Annotated in this window: 16 protein-coding genes; all 16 read left to right on the top strand. The window is 28.9% G+C overall.

Annotated features, from left to right (window positions below; genetic code table 11):
• A partial coding sequence (locus RB618_RS18810) for a phosphopantetheine-binding protein (RefSeq protein WP_308070169.1) occupies positions 1 to 296 on the top strand: 296 nt, incomplete at its 5' end.
• A 56-nt stretch (positions 297 to 352) separates the two neighbouring features.
• Positions 353 to 2,743: a TonB-dependent receptor domain-containing protein gene (locus RB618_RS18805; protein ID WP_308070168.1), complete on the top strand. Its 2,391-nt coding sequence runs from the start codon at positions 353 to 355 to the stop codon at positions 2,741 to 2,743.
• A gap of 23 nt (positions 2,744 to 2,766) precedes the next feature.
• Entirely contained in the window at positions 2,767 to 7,596 is a 4,830-nt protein-coding gene (locus RB618_RS18800) for a non-ribosomal peptide synthetase (protein WP_308070167.1), read from the top strand.
• Between the two features lie 16 nt (positions 7,597 to 7,612).
• Positions 7,613 to 8,752 (top strand): AAA family ATPase, encoded by a 1,140-nt coding sequence (locus RB618_RS18795; protein WP_308070166.1) that lies wholly within the window; start codon positions 7,613 to 7,615, stop codon positions 8,750 to 8,752.
• A 1-nt stretch (position 8,753) separates the two neighbouring features.
• A complete protein-coding gene (locus RB618_RS18790; RefSeq protein WP_308070165.1) occupies positions 8,754 to 9,704 on the top strand; it encodes a hypothetical protein in 951 nt (316 codons plus the stop codon).
• A 1-nt stretch (position 9,705) separates the two neighbouring features.
• Positions 9,706 to 10,212 carry a GNAT family protein gene (locus RB618_RS18785; protein WP_308070164.1) on the top strand — a complete coding sequence of 169 codons (507 nt, stop codon included), beginning with the start codon at positions 9,706 to 9,708 and terminating at the stop codon, positions 10,210 to 10,212.
• Between the two features lie 36 nt (positions 10,213 to 10,248).
• A complete protein-coding gene (locus RB618_RS18780; RefSeq protein ID WP_308070163.1) occupies positions 10,249 to 11,559 on the top strand; it encodes a radical SAM protein in 1,311 nt (436 codons plus the stop codon).
• 22 nt (positions 11,560 to 11,581) lie between these two features.
• The gene (locus RB618_RS18775; RefSeq protein ID WP_308070162.1) at positions 11,582 to 11,788 is read left to right on the top strand and encodes a hypothetical protein; all 207 of its coding nucleotides are present in this window, start codon (positions 11,582 to 11,584) and stop codon (positions 11,786 to 11,788) included.
• A 165-nt stretch (positions 11,789 to 11,953) separates the two neighbouring features.
• The gene (locus RB618_RS18770; protein WP_308070161.1) at positions 11,954 to 12,901 is read left to right on the top strand and encodes a hypothetical protein; all 948 of its coding nucleotides are present in this window, start codon (positions 11,954 to 11,956) and stop codon (positions 12,899 to 12,901) included.
• Between the two features lie 77 nt (positions 12,902 to 12,978).
• Positions 12,979 to 13,824, top strand: coding sequence for a sterol desaturase family protein (locus RB618_RS18765; RefSeq protein ID WP_308070160.1), 846 nt, complete (start codon positions 12,979 to 12,981; stop codon positions 13,822 to 13,824).
• Between the two features lie 12 nt (positions 13,825 to 13,836).
• Positions 13,837 to 14,304 (top strand): GNAT family N-acetyltransferase, encoded by a 468-nt coding sequence (locus RB618_RS18760; RefSeq protein ID WP_308070159.1) that lies wholly within the window; start codon positions 13,837 to 13,839, stop codon positions 14,302 to 14,304.
• Positions 14,305 to 14,316: 12 nt separating this feature from the next.
• Positions 14,317 to 15,945, top strand: coding sequence for a cyclic peptide export ABC transporter (locus RB618_RS18755; RefSeq protein WP_308070158.1), 1,629 nt, complete (start codon positions 14,317 to 14,319; stop codon positions 15,943 to 15,945).
• A 54-nt stretch (positions 15,946 to 15,999) separates the two neighbouring features.
• The gene (locus tag RB618_RS18750; protein ID WP_308070157.1) at positions 16,000 to 20,442 is read left to right on the top strand and encodes an amino acid adenylation domain-containing protein; all 4,443 of its coding nucleotides are present in this window, start codon (positions 16,000 to 16,002) and stop codon (positions 20,440 to 20,442) included.
• A gap of 69 nt (positions 20,443 to 20,511) precedes the next feature.
• Positions 20,512 to 21,108 (top strand): 4'-phosphopantetheinyl transferase superfamily protein, encoded by a 597-nt coding sequence (locus RB618_RS18745; RefSeq protein ID WP_308070156.1) that lies wholly within the window; start codon positions 20,512 to 20,514, stop codon positions 21,106 to 21,108.
• Between the two features lie 12 nt (positions 21,109 to 21,120).
• Positions 21,121 to 23,055 (top strand): alpha/beta fold hydrolase, encoded by a 1,935-nt coding sequence (locus RB618_RS18740; protein ID WP_308070155.1) that lies wholly within the window; start codon positions 21,121 to 21,123, stop codon positions 23,053 to 23,055.
• A 530-nt stretch (positions 23,056 to 23,585) separates the two neighbouring features.
• Positions 23,586 to 24,386 carry a class I SAM-dependent methyltransferase gene (locus RB618_RS18735; protein ID WP_308070154.1) on the top strand — a complete coding sequence of 267 codons (801 nt, stop codon included), beginning with the start codon at positions 23,586 to 23,588 and terminating at the stop codon, positions 24,384 to 24,386.
• The last annotated feature ends 323 nt before the right edge of the window (positions 24,387 to 24,709 follow it).

Here is a 24,709-nt window from a genome sequence, read left to right as displayed (position 1 = left end):
GCTATGCGCCTCCAGGAAATGAAATTGAAAAGACTCTTGTGAAAATATGGCAAGAAGTATTAGGAATAAAAAATGTGGGGATTAAGGATAATTTTTTTGAATTAGGTGGACATAGCTTATCGGTAATAAAACTAAGTAGTTTAATATATGAAAAATTTAACATAAAAATATCTATAAATGATTTGTTCGAAAATTTAATATTAGAAGAAATGGCTGAGTTGATAGCTAATATTAATCTCATAGATAATATTGATACTAAACAAAATAGTGATGAAGTCGAATTTTTTTTGCTGTAAATATTGATACATAGTAAAAAAAGTCCTTATACGCTTTAAGAAAAAAATGAATTGTAATGAAAATTGTATTTGTATTATTAATGTTATTAAGCTTAAACCTATCAGCGCAAATAAAAATTACTGGAAAAATCATTACCTCGGCTGAAGATCCAATTGAATTTGCACAAGCTGTATTAATAGCTAAAGACTCTACAGTGATTAAAAATGAGTTTACAAATGAAAAAGGAATTTTCGAATTAGAAATAAACGAGGGATGGTATAGGTTAGAAATTCGAAAAGAAAGAAAGATATTATTTTCAAAAAATATAGAATTAAATGCTGATTTAAATATGGGGATAATTACCATTGATCATGTTAATCAATTAGAAGAGGTATCAATTGAAGCTAAAAGAAAACTTTTCGAAAGAAAAGTTGATCGATTAATTTTTAATGTTGAAAATTCAATTAATGCATCAGGAGGTGATGCATTAGATGCGCTAAAAGTTACTCCAGGAGTCAGAATACAAAATGAGAAAATATCAATAGTTGGTAAGAATAATTTAGCGATTATGATTGACGATAAAATTATTGAAATTCCACAAGAAGATTTAGTTAATTTTTTAAAGTCTATCCCGTCAGAATCTATTAAGAGCATTGAAGTAATTACTACGCCACCTGCAAAATATGAAGCAGCAGGAAATAGCGGAATGGTTAATATAAGATTAAAAAAAATAAAAAAAGATTCTTGGAATGCTCTAATGGGAATAACATATCTTCAAAGAAAATATGATGATGGTGCATTTCTAGGGAATTTGAACTATAATAAAAATAAAGTTGGTGTTTCTTCTATAATAAATTATAAAAACGGGACAACATATGTTGAGCAAAATAGCAATGTATATTTTCCGGATGGTTTATGGCGTACTAGTAATCCTTTTAAATCTCAATATAATAGGATTAATGGGAGGGTAAACGTTAATTATATAATATCGCCTAAATGGGTTTCAGGAGTTCAGTTCTTGATTAATGATAACATTGCTAAAGCATCAATAAATAGTTATACGTCAGTTAATGATTTTATGACAGACCAAACTATTAGCTATTTAAAATCTGATAGGCAAACAGTACAAAAGCCAAATATAAAATCATTGAATTTTTATAATGAATTTAAATTAGACACTTTAGGGAAAAAAATTGAATTGAATCTTGATTTTTTTAATTACAATAATAAAGATTCCAGAATATATAACGGGATTTCAGTTATTGAAATTCCAACGCCTCCTTCTGAAAAATATTTTTCAGGCATCAATAATAATAATCAAAATATAGATAACCTATCAGGAAAAATTGATGTTGAATTTCCATTTGAATTTATGAAATTAAATTTTGGCGGTAAAATATCTAATTCGAGGTCAAATAACAATATTTTCTTTTTTAACAGTGGTGTTGTTAACCAGCCAATTTCAGAATTGTCACTATCACAAAGTAAATTTGAATATACTGAAAATGTCGAGGCTATTTATGTTTCTGGAAATATAAAAATAAATAAAAAATGGGAATTGCAACTTGGCCTAAGATCTGAAGCGATTCAAACAAAAGCCTTTTCAGAAAATTTAAATCAGTTAGCAAAAAACAATTACTTTAAATTGTTTCCAACAACATTTTTATCATATGTGCCAAATGAGAATTCAATATTTAGTTTTAGTTATAGTAAACGAATAGAAAGGCCCCGATTTAATGAGCTTAATCCAAATGTATTTTATATTAATCCATTTCAGACAATAGAAGGTAATCCGTTTCTGCAACCAGCATTTATAGATAATATTGAGCTCACTTATACTTATAAAAAGTTTGAAAGCAAGTTTTATTATAGTATTGAAGATAATTTGTTTTATCAAATTCCGATAACTGATCCTAACGCAAATAACATAAAATATACAAATGAAAATTTCATTGATACCCAAAGGTATGGGATTTCTGAAAATTATGTATATGATAGATACAAAAGGTGGACCAGCAGTATAAATTTTGACATTAATTACAGTATCTCTAAGTCTAGTTTGACTATTACCAATAGAGAGCAAAAGGGGGTCAATTCAAGAATTTCATTAAATAATGATTTTTCGTTGAATCCCAGTGAGACGTTACTTTTCAATATGAATTATTGGTATAATTTTCCTTCTGTTGATGGAATTGAAAAAAACAGAGCTATTAGCTCTTTATCGAGTACCCTACAATATTTGTTGTTAAAAAAGGATCTTAAGCTTTCTTTAAAAATAAATGATTTATTCAAAACGGAAGTGATACAATCAAATTCGACTGTAAATGGAATCTATCAAGAAGCAAGATATTATTTAGATTGTAGAGGAGTACAACTGTCAGTAAATTATAAGTTTGGGAATAAAACTGTTAAAGAACAGCAGAGACAGATGGGAAATGAGGAGGAGAAAAGAAGAACTGGGATTTAGATATAACATAATGCAGGAAAAAAATGCAGAAACTACTTAGTAAATTAATTAATCTAAATATAATAATTGATTTAGTTGATGATAAATTAAATGTTCAAAGTCCAAAGGGAATTATGACTGATGCTTTATTGGATGAAATTAAAATACATAAAAATGAATTAATTGAACTTATTTTCTTGAATAAAACAAAAAAGAAATTCTATTATAGAATTCCCAAAATTTCAGAGCAAGAGAGTTATGCTTTGTCTTCTTCACAACGCAGATTATGGCTTTTAAGCCAATTTGAAGGAGGGAATATTGCCTATAACATGTCAAGTATTTTTGAAATAAACGGAAGTCTGTCAATTCCTTCTTTAGAAAAAGCATTTTTAAGCCTCATTGAACGTCATGAATCTTTAAGAACATTATTTGTAGAAGAAAATGGCGATATTAGACAGAAGGTTTTAGATTTTAACATTACTAAATTTAATCTTGATTATGAAGATGTAAGTACAGAAGAATTTTCTCAAGAGTTAATAAATGCAGTTATCGAGAGAGAAGTAAAATATATTTTTGACTTGTCGTCAAGTAGTTTATTACGTGCTAAAGTAATAAGAAAATCCTTGAACAAATATGTTTTTATTTGCGTTATGCATCATATTGTAAGTGATGGATGGTCAGTTGATATAATGAAAAATGAGTTATTTGCTTTATATGATGCTTATTCAACAGAAAGCCAATTGGTATTGCCAGAATTAAAACTTCAATACAAGGATTATGCTGCATGGCAACAAGATCAATTAAAAAGTGATGCAATAAAAGAGCATGAAATTTATTGGATGAACCAGTTTAATGGGAATCTTCCAGTTTTAGATTTGCCGACTTATCAAACAAGGCCAGCGATAAAAACTTACGCAGGAAGTTCTTTGGATAAGGTATATGAAGAGAGTATTGCAAAACCGTTTAGTGATTTTTGCCAGTCACAAGGATCAACTTTATTTATGGGGCTATTAGCTGCCGTAAAAGTATTGCTTTATAGATATACAGACCAAAATGACATCATAATTGGAAGCCCGATAGCAGGGAGGGAAGACGTTGATTTGCAAAATCAAATAGGGTTTTACGTCAATACTTTAGCATTACGAACACAGTTTGATGGTCTTGATAGTTTCGAAAAGCTTTTAGAAAATATAAAAGAAGTTACTCTATCAGCATTTGAGCATCAAATGTATCCTTTTGATGAATTAGTTGATCATTTATCGCTGAAAAGAGACATGAGCCGTAACCCGTTATTTGATGTAATGGTTACTTTTCAAAACACCGATAATCTTAAAGTAAATCTGGAGCAGTCGGGAGATATTACAATTAAGGAATATGAAACCCAGCAAAATGCCATTAGTAAATTTGATATTGAATTTATTTTTGAAGAAACATCTCAGGGCATTAAATTAATGCTTGTTTATAATACTGCTCTTTATACCGAGGAGTTTGCAGAAAATATTATAAATCATCTTGAAGTTCTACTGCAAAGCATTATCTCAGAACCTAAGCTGGCAATATGTTCATTAAAATTTTTATCAGATAAGGAACTGAATCAGCTATTAGTAGAATTTAATGACACACAAGCTGATTATCCAAAAGATAAAACAATATTGGATTTATTTGCCGACCAAGTTTATAAAACGCCTGAGAAAATTGCATTAAGTGATAGCCGTAAAACGTTTTCTTATTCTGAACTTGATAAAACTTCCAGTCAAATAGCATTATATCTTATCGATGCTTTTGGGGAACAAGATAGATCACCTATTGCTGTTTTACTGGATCGTTCAGCAGATATGTTGGCTCTCTTGTTAGGGATATTGAAGTGTGGAAGATCATATATTCCGTTAGATCCCAATTTTCCAAAAGAACGTTTAAATTATATTGTCGGAAGTAGCGGAACCAAAGTTCTTATAAGTGAAAAAGACTATAAAGTGCAGAATGGAGATGGAGCAATTATTCTATCGTTAGAACATATTTTAGAGAAAATCAAGGGCTTAAAAGGGGATCTAGAAACGAGAGTTTTACCAGAAGCTACAGCTTATATAATTTATACATCAGGTTCGACAGGTAATCCAAAAGGAGTTGAAATTGGGCATAGGTCATTGCTTAATTTTCTAACCAGCATGCAGAAGCAGCCAGGCATAAGTGCAAGCGATATTTTGTTTTCGGTAACAACTTATTCATTCGATATTTCAATTTTGGAGTTTTTTGCTCCTTTAATTTGCGGAGCTGCTGTATATATAGCTAACCATAATGTTTTATCTGAAGCTAATCTGCTTATAGAAAATATAAATGAGGTGCAGCCGACTATAATGCAGGCAACTCCAAGTTTTTATCAGATGCTCTTTGACTCTAATTGGCTAGGAAGTAAAGGATTAAAAATATTATGTGGAGGGGACTCATTGCATGAAGCATTAGCAGGCAAACTAATTCCTCATTGCGGGGAGGTCTGGAATATGTATGGACCGACAGAAACCACTATTTGGTCAAGTATAAAGAAACTGCAAACTCCGAAAGACGCATCAATCATAGGCAAGCCAATAAGCAATACAAGTCTATTTGTTTTGGATATGTTTTTACAGCCAAAGCCAATAGGAACAATAGGAGAGATTTATATAGGAGGTGATGGTCTTGCAATAGGGTATTATAGAAATGAAATGCTTAGTAAAGAGCGTTTTATTCAAAATCCTTTTGAAAGTGGAGGCTTATTATATAGAACTGGAGATGTTGGAAAATGGAATTCACAGGGAGAAATAGAGTTTCTGGGAAGAAATGATAGCCAAATCAAGATACGAGGCTATAGAGTTGAATTAGAGGATATAGAGAACGGCTTATTGAAGATCTCTTCTTTAGATTCAGTGACTGCTGCAGTAAAATCGGATTCCAAAGGAGACAAAATATTAGTAGCTTATCTTGTAAGCCGTGAGAAAGTTAATGTTTCGCATATTAGATCTGAACTGAGACATTTTCTGCCCCATTACATGATACCTGCCCATTTTATTCAGTTGGATTCCATGCCATTGACGCCAAATGGAAAAATAGATAGGCAGTCTTTGCCAAGCCCTAAAGGCATTGCACCAATTTCCGAAGCTGGCTATGCGCCTCCAGGAAATGAAATTGAAAAGACTCTTGTGAAAATATGGCAAGAAGTATTAGGAATAAAAAATGTGGGGATTAAGGATAATTTTTTTGAATTAGGTGGACATAGCTTATTTGTTGGTAAAATTTTAGGAAAGATTAGAAGTTTTTATGAAGTAGATATTTCATACAAAGAATTTTATGTTTACCCTAATATATTTAGCATATCTAACATAATAAATGATCAAAAAGAAAAAGAGAATGAATTTCTTGAAGTTTTATGTGATGATATTTTGATTTATTTAGATGAAATTAATGAAAATGAAGTGTTTAACTTTTTGTCTTTTCTCAAATTTAAAAATGTTAACATTTACTGTTTTGAAAATAAATTGATAGTACGAAGAGATATAAATTTAATTGACGATAATTTAAAAGGCTTTCTGGATACGAATAAAAATCAAATATTTAGGTATTTAAAAAGTATAGGTAATAGCTCACGTTATGATTTTAAAACAAAATGTTCTTATCTCCAAAATGAGGTTTATAAATTTTTAATAGCTAATGGTTCTAATTCAAATATTAATTTTGGTTTAATAACCAATGAAATAATCAATCTTGATAAACTTGAAATTGCGTTAAATGATGTAATTGAGAAGCATACGATTCTAAAAACTCAATTTTTAGTCGAAAATAATTATTTATATCAAAGTTTTTCAAATGATAAGAAAAATATAAGTATTAATTACCGGGAGTTTGATCAGTTCTGTGAAGCCGATGAATTTTGTAAGAATGAACTTTTAAAAAAAATAGACCTGTTTGGCAAGGATTTTTTACTATCTGCCTGGGCTGTGAAATTTAATAAAACATCTTATATTTTATTTTTCATTGTGAATCATATTATTTTTGATGGAGCATCGATTAATATATTTTTAAAAGATTTATTTAATTTCTACTATTTTGATAAATCAACCACGGTAAAGATGCAATTCCATGAATATACTGCTGCCATGCAGTTTTATGAAAAAACATCCAAGTATGTCGTAGATAAAAATTACTGGGAAAAAACATTTAATGAGGAATATAATTTTTCAGCTTTTATTTCAAGAGAAGAGATTAAAGGCAAGGTTCCATTTGATTATACAAATACAATGGTTTTTAAAGTTAAATCTTTAAAAGATCAAAGTGAAAAAATCAAGGCATTTTGCAAGAATAATAATTTCACACTTAATAATTTCTTTCTAACTATTTATTACTTAGTAATTAAAGAACTGTCATTAGATAGAGATGTATTAATCGATTGTACAGTTTCCAATCGTGAAAGTGGAGAGATTTGTAACGAAATAGGCCTATTTACAAATTCACTTTTTTTACGACTCAATATTGATACTGATAATTATCTCGAAATAATTAACGAAGTGCAAATTAAATTAGTAGAATGTCTATCACATAGTGATTACCACAGTAACAAAATTTTCAATGAACTTGGATTAAATAAATATGGACATGAAATATTAAGAAAATTTAAGTATAACTATATTGATAGTGAAGATTTAAATTCATTCGAAGGCAAATTAAATTTTGAAATTTACTCCGTTGACCAAAATTTTGGGTGTTACTATATCTTATTACAGCCGATTAAGACCGCCAATAACCTTCAGTTTAATTTTATTTTTAACAAAACATATTTTTCAAATAATCAAATTTCTTCTATTGCTGAAGTTTTTGACTCCATAATGGGTAAAATTTTGAACTAATTTAAATTACATAATAATGATTTTTGAATCAGAAGTTTTAGAAGAATTCGGAACTAATTTTAATAAAAAGGCTTTTAACGACAAGTATGACCCGATATTTTACAGAGATCTGGAGATAAGAAAGCTCATGGAAATCTTAAGCAGGCGTTTTAAAAATAATCCTCTTTTATTGGGAAAGCCTGGTGTAGGGAAAACTGCATTAATAGAAAATTTGGCATCAATGATTAATAATGGACAAGTTCCAAAAGAATTAAAAAATAAAACGATTTACGGATTAAGAATTAGTGATTTGGTTGCCGGGACAAGTTACAGAGGTGAATTCGAAGAAAAGGTAAAAATAATTTTAAATGAGGTCTATAAGAATTCAGAAAAAATAATATTATTTATTGATGAAATACACACAGTTTCTAAAGCTGGTTCATCCGAAGGAGGACTAGATTTAGCAAATATGCTAAAACCTGCACTTTCTAGAGGTGATTTTCAATTGATAGGGGCAACTACAAATGAAGAATATGAGAAATTCTTGCAGCATGATAAAGCATTGGATCGAAGATTTCAGAAAATTTTAATTGAAGAACCAGATGACTATATATGTTATTTAATGATTAAAAAATTAAAGAGCAAATACGAATTTTTTCATGATATTCAAATAGAAGACGAAGGGATATTAGAAGCGGTTTTGCTATCTAAAAGTGACAAAACTAAATTTTTTCCGGATAAAGCTCTTGATTTACTTGATTTAGCATGCTCTAGATTAAAAATAAATTCAGAATTTTTTAGTGATGAATTATTGAAATTAAATAATCAAATTGAATTATATGAAGAATTTAACAACGATCCTCTTTTAAGTAATTTTCCAATAAGCAGTGAAATCAAATCTATAGATATCAATAGTGTTAATCTTAGAAAAAAAAGTATTACTGACGACATTGAAGTTGTTAAGAATAATCGGATAAAATATATAAAAAATAATAAGTTGATTAGAGTTTATTCTAAAGAAGCAGATTCAATGAAAACACAAGGTTATAATTCTAAGTATGAAGAAATCCAAATGACCATAATACCAAAATTGATTGATGAAAATAGGATTAAATCTAATAATTGTATTCTAACCGCGGAAATAATCAGGGAAACTTTTAATTTTTTAAACTCATAAGATGGTAGACATAAAACCGACACAGATTTGTGTGCAAAATCCAATATTTGGACCAAGGAATTTGGGACACTATTTTGGATCAATGGCAGATTTAGTTAAAAATCAATATAAATATAAATCTATCGTCATTATTGATGATGTAATGGCACTTTTTATGAACCCTAAGGAAGCGAGTTCTATAAAAAACAGATCATATTTTGTAATTCAGGACTTTATTAATTCGGGATTTGATTATCAGAAGAATGACATCATATTAACATCCCAGATTTTAAATCAATTGGTTGAGTTAATTCATATTTACGGAAATTTTGTTGATTATAAACATTGTAGATATTTATACGATAATTCATTTCTAGGAGGATTGAAATCATACCAAAGAGAGGAATTAGGATTATCACTTTACCCATCTATATTTGAAATTTTATACCCACAATTAGGTATGCCGGCTCTTTCTTTGGGGCTCGAGGTTGAGCTATTTCAAGGCGGTGAAGAAATTATGGGATATACCTACATAATGAAACATATATCCGCACAAATTAGAAATAAAATTAATAAATATAATTTTTCTCCAGAGTATGAGCCTTCTTCCAGTCCGCATTTATTAGGTTTAGATGGGACATATATGTTTCAGCATAACAGTATTTTTTTAGCGGAAGAAGTAGAAGATATAAGTGCTAAAATTGATAGCATTACTGATAAGAAAGTCTTAATTGACTGGTTTAAAGCATTAGAATATTTTGATATTTCTAAAAGATTGGAAGAAAACGATGATTATGCATATGAAAAATTACTTCTTAAAGAAATTTTAGTAGATAAATTGAAAATCTTTAGAGACAATAAAATTTCAATCAATCATATAAATGAAATTTTGAACAAATCAAAAGAGAATATATCAGAAAAATTAGAACAGAGCATTATTTTTTTGAAGGACAATTTTTTTAATATACAATAATATGGATAACCAACAAATTAATTTAAGAACTATTGAGGAAAGAGATTTAGTTTCTTTAAGAAAAAATGCAGATAATATTAAGGTAAGCAAATTTCTAGCAGATTCTTTTCCAAATCCTTATACTGTAATTGATGCTGAGAACTGGTTTTTATTCTGCCAGATTTTACCGAAATACACTCAACAAATTATTGAATACAATGGTGAAGTTATTGGAGGTATTGGAATTAATATTCAAAAAGATATCTATAAGAAGACTGGAGAAATTGGCTTTTGGCTTGCGGAAGATTTTTGGAATAAAGGAATTATGACTTATTGCCTTAAAAAATATTTAGTCACTATTCAGAAGGAATATAGTTTAAATAGAATTTATGGGAGAGTTTTTGCAGATAATATTGGTTCAATCAATGTATTAATAAAAAACGGGTTCACTTTTAAATGTGTATTGTCAAAAGAAATAGTGAAGTGTGATCAAGTTTATGATGCACTTTTATATGATATAAATCTTTAACTAACTAATTATAATCTAAATCTATAAACTAATAAAATGAAAAAATTTGTTTTAAACTCTGAATTAAAAATAAGAAAAGAGCAGTTTGGCTGTATCGTACTAATTAACCAAAGAAGGGCAGTTAGGTTCTTTAATAAATTTGGTTATGAAATCATAAAATCATTAAAGAAACCAAAAACAATCGAGCAAGTTTTTAATGAAATCAATAACAATTTTGATATTTCAAAATCTTCTTGGATAGAAATAGAAGAATTTATAAACTATCTCTCAAAAAGGGATATTTGTAGAGAAGAAAATTCTGATGTTGTTTCGGAAGCTATATTTTATTTTGACGAAATTCAAGAAGATATGTTTTCTAAGGATTATTTCTATACGCCTTTAGGTGTAGAAATTGAAAGTACAAATAAATGTGGAAGGCAATGTACTTATTGTTCATATTTTAGTAGTCCTTTTGTTGATATTAACTTAGAATTACAAGCAAGTGATTGGAAGCGAATTTTAGACGACATTGTTCGATCTGGTGTTTTCTATGTAAGATTTACAGGCGGTGATCCATTTACAAGAAAAGATGATTTGCATCAAATGGTAAAATACGCGGATGATCTTGGCTTAATGGTTTCTATTGGCTCTGATTTAACAGTAACTGATGAATCAGATTTTGAACAGCTTAGCAAATTGAAAAATTTTGTTTATCTGCAAACTACATTAGATGGTGTTAATGCGGAAAGTTGTGAAAAATACAGAGGCAAAGGAAATTTTTCAAAAGTTATGAAAGGTTTAGAGTTGATGCAGAAATATAAAGTCCCATTCATTGTTGGTACTGTTTTAACCAAGTATAATGTCAATGAAATCTACGATATTGGGAAATTGATTTCTCCATTTTCTCCGTTGGGATATAGTTTTGCTCCTCTTTATATCGCTGGCCGAGGTATAGGATTGACGGATGATCTGCCATCCAATGACGATTTGTACAGAGCAAATTTACAATTGAGAGATTTAGTTAGGAATAAAATAATTAAACCTGCAGATTCGGCTTGGAATGAAATTACAAACGATATCAAAGAAGAGGAATTTGAAACTATGTTAGATGATCAAAGTTTCTTAACAAGAACAGGAGAAAGATTGATGAGGATCACTCCTCAAGGTTTTTGTTATGTTTCGGTAAAACTTAAGAGAGTTGACGTGGAAAATGAAAAAGAGTGGAATGCTGGCAGTATTTTGGAAAAATCTTTGATTGAGATATGGCAGCGGTCTGATAAAATGAATTCTTGGAGAAGTAATGAATCCCAAGAAAACTTTTTCGGCAAGACGACAGATATAAGAGTATTATTGAGTGAAAATATATAATGTTTAATTTAAAAATTTAATTATGAAAACAAAATCAGTACAATCAAAATCAGTAGAATCAAAAATTTCAAAAGAAAAAATTGATCTTAAAGGGACACCTACATTTGAAAATGTAAAACCAATGTTAAGTACGCCGTTAGAAATAACAAGGGATAAATTAAGAATGATGAATATGATCGATGAGAATATTATCATTCATGATAGCGATATCAAACAAGATTGCGAATAATAATATTTAATTAGTGTTTTAAAAGCTCAATAATACTTATTTATTTAAACCCTATCAATGAAGATGATTCCGATTCGTAGGTTGTCTAATCTTATTGAAAACAGTTTCATCCCTTGGTAGGGTTTTTATTAATCAAATTTTTAAAAGTAAAATTAAAAAATAATAATGAAAAAAGAGATATTAATTAGTGCCCATAATCCGGTTACTGGACCTAGACATCTAGGTCATTATTTTGGAGCTATGAAATCGTTGGTGGAATGCCAGGATGATTATGAAACAATTGTTGTATTAGATGACCTATTAGCTCATTTTATGTATCCGCACGAAAGAGAATTTATTAGAAACAGAACTTTTTATGTGGTTCAGGACTTTATTAATTCAGGATTTGACGTTAGTAAGCATAGTATTGTTTTAACTTCCCAGATAAGCAATTACTTTGTAGAACATATGTTATACTATGGTTCCGTAGTTGATATGGATTATTGTAATCATTTATATGAAAATTCATTTCTTGGATCATTAAAATCATACCAAAGAAAAGAATTGGGACTAGGATTTCATCCAACGGTTACAGAATGGCTTTACCCACAAATTGGAATTGCAGCAATGACTCTTAGTATGGGTGCGAAATACTTTCAAGGTGGAGAGGAAATTATTGGATACATCTACATTATGGAGGAAATTATAGAAAAAATTAAAAATAGAACCGGTTTAGATATAGATTTACCGAAATATGTGCCTTCAAAAGTGGGATACATAAATGGTATAGATAATAAATATATGATTCAAAAAAATTGCGTGTTTTTATCAGAAAGCGTCGAAAGTATTACTGATAAAATAAATTCAATAAAAGATAAAAGGGTTTTTATTGATTGGTACGAATCTCTTCATATGGAGGCTAAATCTTTAGAACTTGCAGGTAGGGATTTCACTGAAAATGACCGTAAAGAGTTTTTAGATATTTTATTGGCAGAACTACGACCTTTTAGAGATAATAAGATGACAAATGAACAAATCATCGAGGTATTGAATCAAGGGAAGGAAAAGGTAAAATTCCTTTTTGATGAGACTTTACTACCTCTAAAAGAATCCTTGAATGTTTATAGTCTATAGAAGTAAAATATAAATTGTCCCAAAAAACAGGTTTTTTCTAAACATGTTTTTTGGACTTTTTTAATAAAAGTAATATTATGCTAAATAATTTAAATTCCTTTTTTCGGGGGATATTTTCCATCGAAAGATTTCTAATATTTTTATCTGTTGTCCTTTTTTGTTTTTTTTTAGAAATAGTAGTAATTGGGTGGAAGTATTCTTCTTTAAGGAAACTAGTCTCCTTTGAATCGGATAGTCTTAAGAATGACTTTTTTAGCTATATTTTTAAATTAACTAACTTCATACAATTATTAGCTGTTTTTTTTTCATTTGGCTTAAGTTTAGTTATTCCAGAATATTTAGGCGTTGCTAAAGTCAATTTATTAGAAATATACATACCTAATATTTTTTTGCAAAATGTTGTGTTTATACTAATATTAGATTTTATTTTATATTGGACTCATAGGGGACTGCATTTCTTTGCACCACTTTGGGAGTTGCATAAGTTTCATCATTCTGCTACTGAAATGACTGTAATGACCACTGCAAGATTACATCCTATGGAGATAGCAATAAATAGCATTCTTTTTTCAATTCCTATTTTTTTAATTGGTGTACCTTTGGAAAGTTATGTTTTTTTCTTCATTTTAACAAGCTGGTTAGGTCATATTCAACATTCTAATATACCATGGACTTTTGGATTTATTGGTGAGTGGATTTTTATTTCACCAATTACGCATAAAATTCATCATTCAATTAATGAGAAGCATTTCAATAAAAATTTTGGAACAATTACTCCTTTATGGGATAGAATTTTTTGTACATGGGAAAAATCATCTACCAATGAAAATATTGAAATAGGATTAGATGAAAATATATTTAATGAAAAAAATGTCCTCAGAAATTACTTCGGATGTATAAGAAATTTATTTAAGAATATATAAAATCGTTTATTTATGGTAATTAGAACTGCTGAAACTGCTGATTGTGATGAACTGATTCTTTTGATTGAGGAATTGTATTTCTATCATGAAAATTTTAATAATAATTTTAAAATTGATGATAATCATTTTATTTTAACTAAAAATGTTTTGCTTGATAAAATTGAAAATGCAAATTCTGAAATTCTTATTTGCGTTTTTAACACTAAGATTGTTGGAATGATGATTTTAAGTTGTACTATCAATCAAAGATTCATTGTTAAAAATAGAGGGTATATTCATGAAACAATTGTAAATGAAGAGTATAGAGGCTATGGTGTCGGGTCAAAATTAATTAATCAAGCAAATTTGTGGTTTGAAAATTTGAATGTTGAAGTCATTGAATTGCAGGTTTCTTGTTTAAATACAGAGGCAGTTTCTTTCTGGAATAAACATGGCTTTCAGATTATAACTTATCACTTGTTGAAAAGTTTAAAAAAATAATTTGTTCATTAAATGGTTAAAGTTTCAATTAAAAATGCCATTTATCTTGTTTTGTATTCTGTTCCCAACACCATTTTGAGCTTTGGAATAATTTACATCATGAACAATGTAATTTCAGGAAAAGAGGATTTCTTAAAAGATTACATGGGAATCGTTTTTGCTTCAATAGTTATATATACATATTTGCTTAATATAATATTTCAAAAGAAAATTAATAAATACTCTTTTGAAATATTATATGAAAACGAAAAAAAAATATTCGATAAAATCTTAAAGACACCATTGATTACAATAGAGAAATTAGGCTCTCAACGATTCTATACTGCAATTGAAGATTTACGAATATTTTCCTCTTTTCCTGAAGTAGTAACGCATTCTATTAATTCTTTGTTGATGCTGCTACTTTGTCTTATGTATTTATTTACGTTATCTGTCTCTGGAGCCTTAGTTGTTATTGCTTTAATTACTTTAATAGCCGTTATCTACTTTTTTGTAATCAGTACAATGTCTCAAAAAGTAAAAAATCTTAGAAAGTACAACGAGCATTATTATAAATACGTTGATGATGTAATAAAAGGATTTAAAGGATTTAAGTTAAGTGCTAATAGGAGGCAAAATTTGATGAATAATCATTTATCTCCAAATAGAGAAAATGCAAAAGAACTAGACTTTAATATAAACTACGTGTTTTTATCCATTAATTTAATAAGCCAGTACGGATTATATTTGGTTATTGGAGCAATACTTTTTTTACTGCCAGAAATTGGAATACTAAAAAGAGAAGATGTTATTTCTTATGTAGTCATCTTATTGTTTATTTCGGGGCCAATCAATAACTTAATAAATATGCAAAATATTTACACCAGGTTAACGGTTGCTAATACTAGAATTAGAAAATTTATCAAAGATTTTGATACTGCTGAAGTTTTTAGTTCGGCCCAGAATTTAGCTCCCCAAGCATTTAATACTTTAGAATTTAGTAATGTCAGATTCAATTATGAAAACGATTCTAACGAAAAGACTTTTGCAGCGGGACCAATAAATATTTCAATACAAAAAGGAGAAACAATATTTGTAATTGGAGGAAATGGAAGCGGTAAAAGTACATTCATTAATATTTTGACAGGTTTGTATAAGCCATCTCAGGGAGAAATAATTTTGAATGACCAAACTGTTAATCAGTATGATACGGTTCAAAATTTAATATCGGCAGTTTTTACAGACAATCATATATTTTCACATAATTACGATGATTATTTACTAGAACAAAATCAGGACTATCAGGAGTTATTAAAGGTGATGAAATTAGACAAAGTCATTGTTGATGATAAAGAAGAATCTGCAAGACGACCTTTTTCTAAAGGACAAAGCAAGAGAATGTCAATGATATTTGCTCTTCTGGAAAACAAGCCGATTTTGGTTTTAGATGAATGGGCTGCAGATCAGGATCCACACTTTAGAAAATATTTTTATGAAGTTCTGATTCCCAAATTAAAAGAAGAAGGGAAAACAATTATAGCGGTTACGCACGATGATGCTTACTTTAAGCACGTTGACAGAATAATTAAATTTGATTATGGTCAGATTGTAAAAGATTTTAAAATGGAGAATGAGCTTTTAAATACAGAAAGTTTATGGTAAAATCCATACTTAAAAGAGCAACAAATAAATAAGCATAGCGAATCTTTTTTTAATATGAAATTTACTTTACCACAACAAGATATATATTTTGACCAGCTATTACATCCTAATGAACCCATCTATAATATTGGAGCAAAGATTGAAATCAAAGGACAAATAGATGTTGAAATATTAAATAAAGCATATATAGAACTTATTAATCAGCATGATGCTTATAGAATTACGCTGGTAAAAAATCAGGAAAATGTAACTGCAAAAATAGTAGAAACAAATACTTCGAGATTAGGATTCGTTGATTTTTCTAAGGACGAGAACGCATATAATAAAGCCACATCTTATATGCAAAAGGAGTTTATGAAACCTTTTGATTTATTTGATAAAAATCTCTTGCATATTTTTACTATAGTTAAAGTAACAGATGATTTTCATTATTTATTTTCTGTTTATCATCATATTATAACCGATGGATGGGGAACTTCTCTGATGTTCCAGAGATTAGTTCAAAATTATAATGAGATTTTTGAATTTGGAGAGGTTAAAACATTGTACCCTTTCAGTTACCAGTGTTTTGTAGAAGATGATGAGATGTATCAAAATTCCGAATCATTTTTAGAAGATAAAAAATATTGGGTACAAAAGTTTAAGTCTTTGCCTGAAAACATTTTTGATAAAATAAATGATGCGATAAAAATAAATAAAAGCAGTCGCAAAGAATTAATTATAAAAAGAGAGGTATATAATCAGTTAAATAAATTAGCTTCAGAATATAAATGCTCCACTTTTAATTTAATTCTAGCATTTTTATACATTTATTTTGGAAGGAAACATGAGAATAATGATTTTGCAATAGGTTTGCCTGTTTTAAATAGAAGTAAATCAAAGTATAAGAAAACGGTGGGGCTCTTTATGGGAATTTCTCCTTTAAGAATTGCTTTGGATTTTGAAGCTTCTATTGAAGATTTGATCATTGCAATAAAAAATCAATTACGACATGATTATCGCCATCAAAGATTTTCTTTAGGCAAACTAATTCAGGAACTGCAGATTTTTAATGAAAAAGAAAGATTATTTAATATTACACTTTCTTATGAAAAGCAAAATTATGCTACTAATTTTCAAAATACGCAAACGAAAGTTATTCCGTTAAGTCATCAGGCAGAACGAGTAGCTTTGGCTATATATATAAGAGAGTTTGATGATTTAGAGGACGTAAAAGTTGACTTTGATTACAATCTTAATTATTTCGATGATTTAAGAATAACAGATGTTGTCAATCATTTTGAAAATTTAATTAATTCCATATTAACTTCTCCAGATAAAAAGCTGAAAGAACTTGAATTTTTAACTAAAGATGAAGAGCGTCAATTAATAAAAGAATTTAACAATACACAAGCTGATTATCCAAGAGACAAGACAGTAATAGATTTATTCGAGCTACAAGTATTAACAACACCAGAAAAAATAGCCATAAAGGATGATTATAGATCTTTTTCATATTCAGAGCTTAACCAACTATCCAATAAAATAGCAGAATATATTATTGCCACTTTTGGAGAAGAGGATAAATCGCCAATTGCAGTTCTATTAAGCAGATCTGCTAATTTGGTTGCTATTTTACTAGGAATATTTAAAGCAGGCCGATCCTATATTCCATTAGATCCAAATTTTCCAAAAGAGCGATTATGCTACATTGTTGATAATAGCCAAAGTAAAGTGCTTATTAATGAAAATGGATATGATTTAGCTGAAGTTGGAGATGTAGAAATATTGTCATTAGAAAATATTTTAGAAGCAATACATGCATTCGATGGAAATCGATCTTCAATAATTTCATCAAAAGAGACAGCTTATATAATTTATACATCTGGTTCAACAGGAAATCCGAAAGGAGTAGAAATTGCCCATCAGTCTTTGCTTAATTTTTTGATAAGCATTCAACAAAAGCCTGGAGTAAGTTTAAATGATATATTATTTTCTGTTACTACTTATTCTTTTGATATTTCAATTTTAGAATTTTTTACTCCTTTAATATCAGGAGCTACTCTGTATATTGCAAGTCAGGATATTTTATCAGATCCAAATTTTACTATCCAAAAAATAGAAAAGATAAGACCTACTTTAATTCAGGCAACACCAAGTTTTTATCAAATGTTGTTTAATGCAGATTGGCAGGGAAATAAAGAGTTAAAAGTATTGTGTGGAGGTGATTTATTAAGCGAAGCATTGGCTGAAAAATTAATCAATAATAGTTTAGAGGTATGGAACATGTATGGACCAACGGAAACCACCATCTGGTCAAGTATAAAAAAAATAGAATGCCCAGAAGACGCTTCTAATATTGGAAAGCCAATAAATAATACACAATTTTACCTGCTAGATTCATTTTTAAACCTCAAACCAATTGGAACATCTGGGGCAATTTATATTGCAGGAGATGGTTTAGCAAGAGGATATTATAAAAATGAAAAATTAACACAGGAAAAATTTATAAAAAATCCGTTTGATAATACTAGTTTGCTTTATGAAACTGGAGATGTGGGTAAATGGAATGATGATGGAGAAATTGAGTTTTTAGGAAGAAATGACAATCAGGTCAAAATTAGAGGATATAGAATTGAGCTGGGCGATATAGAGGCACAATTAAATCAAATAATAGGGATTAAGGGATCGGTTGTAATTGCAAAAAAAGAAAATCAGTACGAAGCTTTTTTAGTAGCTTATATTTTAAAAAGTGACGAGGTTGAGAAAGAAAGAATTTTTGAGATCTTAAAGAGCAATCTTCCTTACTATATGATTCCAAATGCAATCATTTTTTTAGATGAATTTCCACTTACTCCAAATCAGAAAATAGACAGAAAATCTTTATCACAAAGAAGTATTCAGCAAAATAAAGATTATAATGCTTTTAAAGCGCCTGTTTCTGAACTAGAAAATAAACTATCAGATTTTTGGGCAATTGTTTTAAATAGTACAAATCCCATAAGTGTAAATGATAATTTCTTTGCGCTTGGTGGACATTCTTTAAACGCTGTTAAATTGATGGGATTAATTGCAAAAAATCTTTCATTTAACATTACTATAAAAAATATTTTCGATTATCCAACCATCGAATTGTTAGCCAGATATATACAAACATTGAGGCCAGGCAAATCAATTAATTTGACAATATCAGAACCTAAGGATTTTTATAATGTAACGCCATCACAATATAACATTTGGGTAACATCTCAGCAAAAACATAGTTCGATAGCTTATAATATGTCAGCTGGATATGCTATAGAAGGCTCCATAAATGTAGATAAAATTGCAGAATCAATAAATAAAATAATTGATGAACATGAAATTTTAAGAACAAATTTTATTGAAATAGACGGTAAACCTTATCAAAAAGTTAATTCATATAACAACATAAAGATTGAAATTTCTACCGATAAATTAAAAAGTACAGATGTAAATGATACCGTTAATCAATTGCTTAATAAAGAATTTGATTTAGAGCATGATTTATTAATGAGAGTTCATCTTATTGAATTAGCAACAAGTCAATTTATACTGCTTTTTTCAACACATCATATAATAATGGATGGTTTATCATTAGAAATTTTAACTAAAAAAATCATTAAATACTATAATGAAAACACTTCTCAAGTTGGAATAAAAGAAAATAATTTAGAATTTCAATTTAAAGATTATTCAGAGTGGTATAATAAAACAGTTCAAGAAAACATCGAAAAGAATGCGTTTTTCTGGAAAAATTATCTTGAAAATTATCAGCCTAAAGATTCCTTTCGCAGAGATTTTAACATTGGGAGCAAAAGTCAGAATGGAAATAAATTGATGTTTGAAATAACACCTGAAATTACGTTTGGCTTGAAAGAGTTAGCTCTAAAAGAACAAGTTACTTTCTATACTCTTTTAGCAGCGACTCTGAATGTTTTAATTTATAAAATTTCTAATCATAGTGATATTAGTATAGCAACTGTAGATTCTGGCAGAAACATTTCAGAGTTAAACAATCAAATAGGAATGTTTGTTAAAACGATTGTTTTAAGAACTCACATCGATTCAAACCAAAGTTTTGCTGCTATTTTGGGAAATATTCAAAGCAATCTATTAGAAATAAACGAGTATCAGGATTTTCCGTTCGAAAAATTTTCTCAATCTTTTTTTGATTTATTGTTAGTATATCAGAATCCGGATTTTTCATTTGACACTATTGATACATTTGATGGGCTTAAATTAACTTCTTATCCTGTTGAAAATAAATACAGCAGAATGCCTATTGTGTTTAACCTTTTTGAAAATAATAATAAGCTAACAGGTATTATAGATTACAATTGCGATTTATTTGAGGCCAGTACTATACAAATTATAGCATTAAAATATTGCAAAATTTTAAACTCATTGCTAGAAAATCCATCATTGAGTTTGGATTTAGTAGATGATAAATTAGAATTTGAAAAGAATGCAGTATTAGATTTTGATTTTAATTTCTAAAAACAAACATAAATAACTTTGATTTATATCTATTATTCCTACTTGTGTGAAGAAAATCACGAAAACTTAATGAAAAACTATTTGCCAAAGTTTTCAAGCGATTTTCAAGCAAAAATTAAAAGCTATAGGAGGTGGCAAGATGCGCAATTATCTCTTTTAGGTCGAATATTATTGTTTAATGGAATTGAAAAAATTAGTACTTATAACCCTTATGATAAGGTAATAAAGCACACTAAATATAGCAAACCATACTTTGATAATGATTTAGTGCGATTTAATATCTCGCATTCAGGAGAAATCGCCATTTGCATCTTGAGTAAGGAACATGAAGTTGGTATCGATATAGAACTGATGTCAGATATTGAGATAGATGATTTTAAATTTCAAATGACTGAAAATGAATGGAACACTATTATAGAAAGTAATCATAAAGAAGCTTTTTTTGAATATTGGACTCAAAAAGAGGCCGTTATAAAAGCCCATGGACATGGACTGACAATTCCGCTTAAATCATTTGAAATATTTAATAATACAACCAAAATCAATGGTGAGATATTTAATCTAAAAGAAATAAAAATTGATAAAAAGTATAAATGTTATGTCTCTTTAAAAAGAGATATAGATGATATTTATTTGAAAGAAGAAAAATATAACACCAATAATTAATAAAAATTAAAAATGAAAAATCTATTTAGATTATTCTTGCTGTTAACTTTAATGCCAACTTTTTCGTTTTCTCAGGCGAATACTATAAAATTAGAAAAAACTAGTTCTTTTTTTCCGAAAGAAAAAGCCATTAATCAGGAAAATATAGAGTGGGCATACTTAAATGTACCCGAAAATTGGGACAAGCCTTTAGGTAAAAAAATTAAAATTGCAGTTGCGATTTTGAAACATACATCAGCAAATAGCAATTTAAACCCTGTGTTTTACGTAGAAGGCGGACCAGGAGCAGGAGGGATTGAAGGAATTTGGAGCTGGTTGAAACACCCTTTAAGAAAAAATAGTGATGTTGTTTTAGTGGATGTTAGAGGCACTGGTAATTCTTTACCAAAATTTTGTCCTGATTTAGGAAAGAAATTCTTAGAAATATTAGCAAAAAATCAGGACAAGTCCCAAGACGAGCAACAAAAGACTATTGAAGCAATATCCTGCAGACAAGATTTATTAAACAGAGAAATTGATTTAAATGCATATAATAGTAAATCTATAGCAAAAGATCTAAATGCTCTAAAAAAAGCATTAAAGTATAAAAACTGGAACGTTTATGGCGTTTCTTATGGCACTTATACTGCTCAGGTGTATGCAAATAATTTTCCGGAAGATATTAAGACATTGATTCTCGATTCTTCGATTTCAGATATTTCTCAGTATTACAACCATAATACTGAAAATTATATGACTAGCCTCAAGAAAGTTTTTAATGAATGCGAGAACGACCCTGCTTGTAATAAACAATATCCAAATTTAGAAAATACTTATTACGAAACTATAAAACAACTAGACAGAAACCCTGTTACAGTTCAGGTAGATAAGAAGATAATATCAGACGGTAAATTTACATACAACGCAGAAGACTTTAAAGTCGCTATTCAACAATCACTATATCAAAAAAAATTAATCGAAGTATTACCTTTATTAATTAACCAATTCAATAAAAGAGACAAAAGTACTTTAAGTTCTTTGGTAGCTGCATTTTCCGGAGCTTTGGGGTTAGATTACGGAGCCTATTATTGTGTGAGCTGTAATGAGGCAATTCCTAATAATTCGATAATAGCATTTGATAAAAATGCTATTAAATACAAAAGATTAAATGGAGGTTTATCTTTTTATAAATCAGACTTTCTAGTCTGTGATCAATGGAATTTAAACAATGGACAATCGAAAAAGAATTTAAATGATTTATCTAATTTATCTACATTAAAAATTCCAGTATTAGTTTTTTCGGGAGCATTTGATCCCATAACTCCTGCTTCTAATGGAAAAAGCACTGTGTTGAAGTTTAAAAATTCCTTTTTAGTAAATGCTCCGGTTTCTGGTCACGCACCAAGTTATTCCAAAATTGGATTTAAAATTGTGGATGAGTTTGTAAATAATCCTACACAACGTCCGGATGTAAAAGAACTTGAGTCAAATAATAAAGTCCGTTTTATTACTAATGTAAAAATAAGTAAAGGAGTTTCAAATTTAGCCAATAGTCTAAATGAGTTCAATTTATTGTTTTTTGCTCCGTTCTTTATAGCTGTTTTTATTTTGTTTATTTCAATTTTTAATTTTTGTTATGAATTAATTAGAAAAAGAAAAGAAACACTACATAATAAATTTATGAAATATTTTCTTGTGATAACTGCTTTATTAGGTTTGTTCACAATTATTGGATTTGTTATGGCTATAAATAGTGCAGCTCAGGACAATTTTTACATTCTTGCTTTTGGTATACCTAATCAGTTTGAGTACTTGTTTGTAATTCAATGGATGTTTATATTATTTACTATAATCTCAATAGTTTATTTTATTTTCAAAATTAAGTTTATATCGAATTCAAGCATAATTGTTACAATTTTATTTTCGCTAGGTCTTATTATTGTTTATTTTCAATATTGGGGTTTTTGATATAAAAAATGTGATCTAGGGCTTTAAATAATAAAGTTCCGAAATTAAGCTTTTTTGAATTTGATGACATGTAAAAACCTGTTTATCAGTATTCTGTAATGAAACATGCATTGATGATTTTTTTTAAACAAGCTTAACTTTTGTGGTATAAAGGTGGTAGCTGCAATTTGAGGATTTTAAAATAAGTTCCAATAGACAGGAAAATCTGTGCAACAAATATTTATACCCCAACAGAGAAGAAGCAAAAGAACTATGTTATTAGGAAAAAATGTCGAGTACCATGAATTGCTTAAAGTGATGCGTTGAGATAAAATGATTTAATTGATTATTTTTTATCTCTTTTTTGAAGTTTAATCGAAAAGCAGACAGCTATAAAAGAATAAAAGGTGACTGTCTTTTTATAAGTCAGATTTTTTAAAGGAGTCGGACATAGTTAGAGATTTATAAATAAGTTACGGGGCAGTTGAAAAAAAAGACACATTAGGAACAAGTATGAAAAAACGAACAAACACATAAAAGCAAACAAATAGATGAAAGAAAACAAACACATAGAAAGAGAAGAAAAGGGAGCGACAGAAATGTATGACAATAGAAATTTAGAAAAAGATTACAGAACATTGAAACCAATTCTAGAAAAGGGAATGATAATATTGGATGTTGGTTGCGGTACAGGTGCGATTTCTAAAGATATTGCAAAAATTGTAGGAGAAAATGGGAAAGTAGTCGGAATCGACAACACGAAAAAATTTATTGAAATTGGGAAAAAAAATTATGGGGAGATAAAAAATTTAGATTTAATTCATTCAGATTTATTTGACTTTCAGTCGGAGGAAAAATTCGACTTAATAATATCTGCACGTGTTTTACAATGGCTAACTACACCAAAAGAAGCTTTATTTAAAATGAAAGAATTATTAAAACCAAGTGGACAAATATCAATTCTAGATTATAATCATGAGGCATTGGATTGGAAACCGTCACCACCGAAATCAATGCAAGACTACTATAAAGTATTTCTTGAGTGGAGGAAAAATGCAGGAATGAATAATAAGATTGCCGAAGATTTATCAGATATGATGAATGAAGTTGGTTTAAGTTCAATAGAAGTACTGAATTCAAATGAGCATTACGAAAGAGAAAATGATAATTTCGAGTATAATGTTGGAGTATGGTCAAAAGTAGCGTCAGGCTTAAATCAAATAGTAGAAGAAGGTTATATAGGTAACGAATATAGACAACAAGCTATAGAGGAATATAATGAGTGGGTAGAAAAAGAAGCAATTTCTATGACAATGAAACTAAATGAAGTTAGAGGAAAAATGCCTTGCTAACAGCTGTTTTGATAGCTAGAATTTAGGTAGGAATTAGGATTTTAGTTAGCCAAAAATAGGCTTAAAATCGATTAATAATTGGACTATCTGCTGGAAGCAACCGGCTCATAACAACTACTACAATGGATTTGGGTTTGGGGCAATTGGCTTAATGGGAAAATGGTTTAGTATTTGGCTGTTTTTTCCTGACAATTTTAAAATGCTTGTGCAAAGTTTTCTTTCTATAATGTTTTCTAATTTACGATTTTAGAGGTAATCTTAAAAAACAGATCAGATTGATTTATAGCAAACTTTAAAAAAACAAAAGCATATTTTTTTACTTT

Source organism: Flavobacterium sp. LHD-85, from assembly GCF_030929595.1.
Lineage (GTDB): Bacteria > Bacteroidota > Bacteroidia > Flavobacteriales > Flavobacteriaceae > Flavobacterium.
The sequence above is the reverse complement of the archived record's forward strand: the minus strand, read 5'-3'. Positions and strand labels throughout refer to the sequence as shown.

What these genes read in the sequence shown, in the direction of transcription:
- RB618_RS18805 (WP_308070168.1), top strand. Translation starts at nt 353, where the DNA reads ATGAAAATTGTATTTGTATTATTAATGTTATTAAGCTTAAACCTATCA.
- RB618_RS18800 (WP_308070167.1), top strand. Translation starts at nt 2,767, where the DNA reads ATGCAGAAACTACTTAGTAAATTAATTAATCTAAATATAATAATTGAT.
- RB618_RS18795 (WP_308070166.1), top strand. Translation starts at nt 7,613, where the DNA reads ATGATTTTTGAATCAGAAGTTTTAGAAGAATTCGGAACTAATTTTAAT.
- RB618_RS18790 (WP_308070165.1), top strand. Translation starts at nt 8,754, where the DNA reads ATGGTAGACATAAAACCGACACAGATTTGTGTGCAAAATCCAATATTT.
- RB618_RS18785 (WP_308070164.1), top strand. Translation starts at nt 9,706, where the DNA reads ATGGATAACCAACAAATTAATTTAAGAACTATTGAGGAAAGAGATTTA.
- RB618_RS18780 (WP_308070163.1), top strand. Translation starts at nt 10,249, where the DNA reads ATGAAAAAATTTGTTTTAAACTCTGAATTAAAAATAAGAAAAGAGCAG.
- RB618_RS18775 (WP_308070162.1), top strand. Translation starts at nt 11,582, where the DNA reads ATGAAAACAAAATCAGTACAATCAAAATCAGTAGAATCAAAAATTTCA.
- RB618_RS18770 (WP_308070161.1), top strand. Translation starts at nt 11,954, where the DNA reads ATGAAAAAAGAGATATTAATTAGTGCCCATAATCCGGTTACTGGACCT.
- RB618_RS18765 (WP_308070160.1), top strand. Translation starts at nt 12,979, where the DNA reads ATGCTAAATAATTTAAATTCCTTTTTTCGGGGGATATTTTCCATCGAA.
- RB618_RS18760 (WP_308070159.1), top strand. Translation starts at nt 13,837, where the DNA reads ATGGTAATTAGAACTGCTGAAACTGCTGATTGTGATGAACTGATTCTT.
- RB618_RS18755 (WP_308070158.1), top strand. Translation starts at nt 14,317, where the DNA reads ATGGTTAAAGTTTCAATTAAAAATGCCATTTATCTTGTTTTGTATTCT.
- RB618_RS18750 (WP_308070157.1), top strand. Translation starts at nt 16,000, where the DNA reads ATGAAATTTACTTTACCACAACAAGATATATATTTTGACCAGCTATTA.
- RB618_RS18745 (WP_308070156.1), top strand. Translation starts at nt 20,512, where the DNA reads ATGAAAAACTATTTGCCAAAGTTTTCAAGCGATTTTCAAGCAAAAATT.
- RB618_RS18740 (WP_308070155.1), top strand. Translation starts at nt 21,121, where the DNA reads ATGAAAAATCTATTTAGATTATTCTTGCTGTTAACTTTAATGCCAACT.
- RB618_RS18735 (WP_308070154.1), top strand. Translation starts at nt 23,586, where the DNA reads ATGAAAGAAAACAAACACATAGAAAGAGAAGAAAAGGGAGCGACAGAA.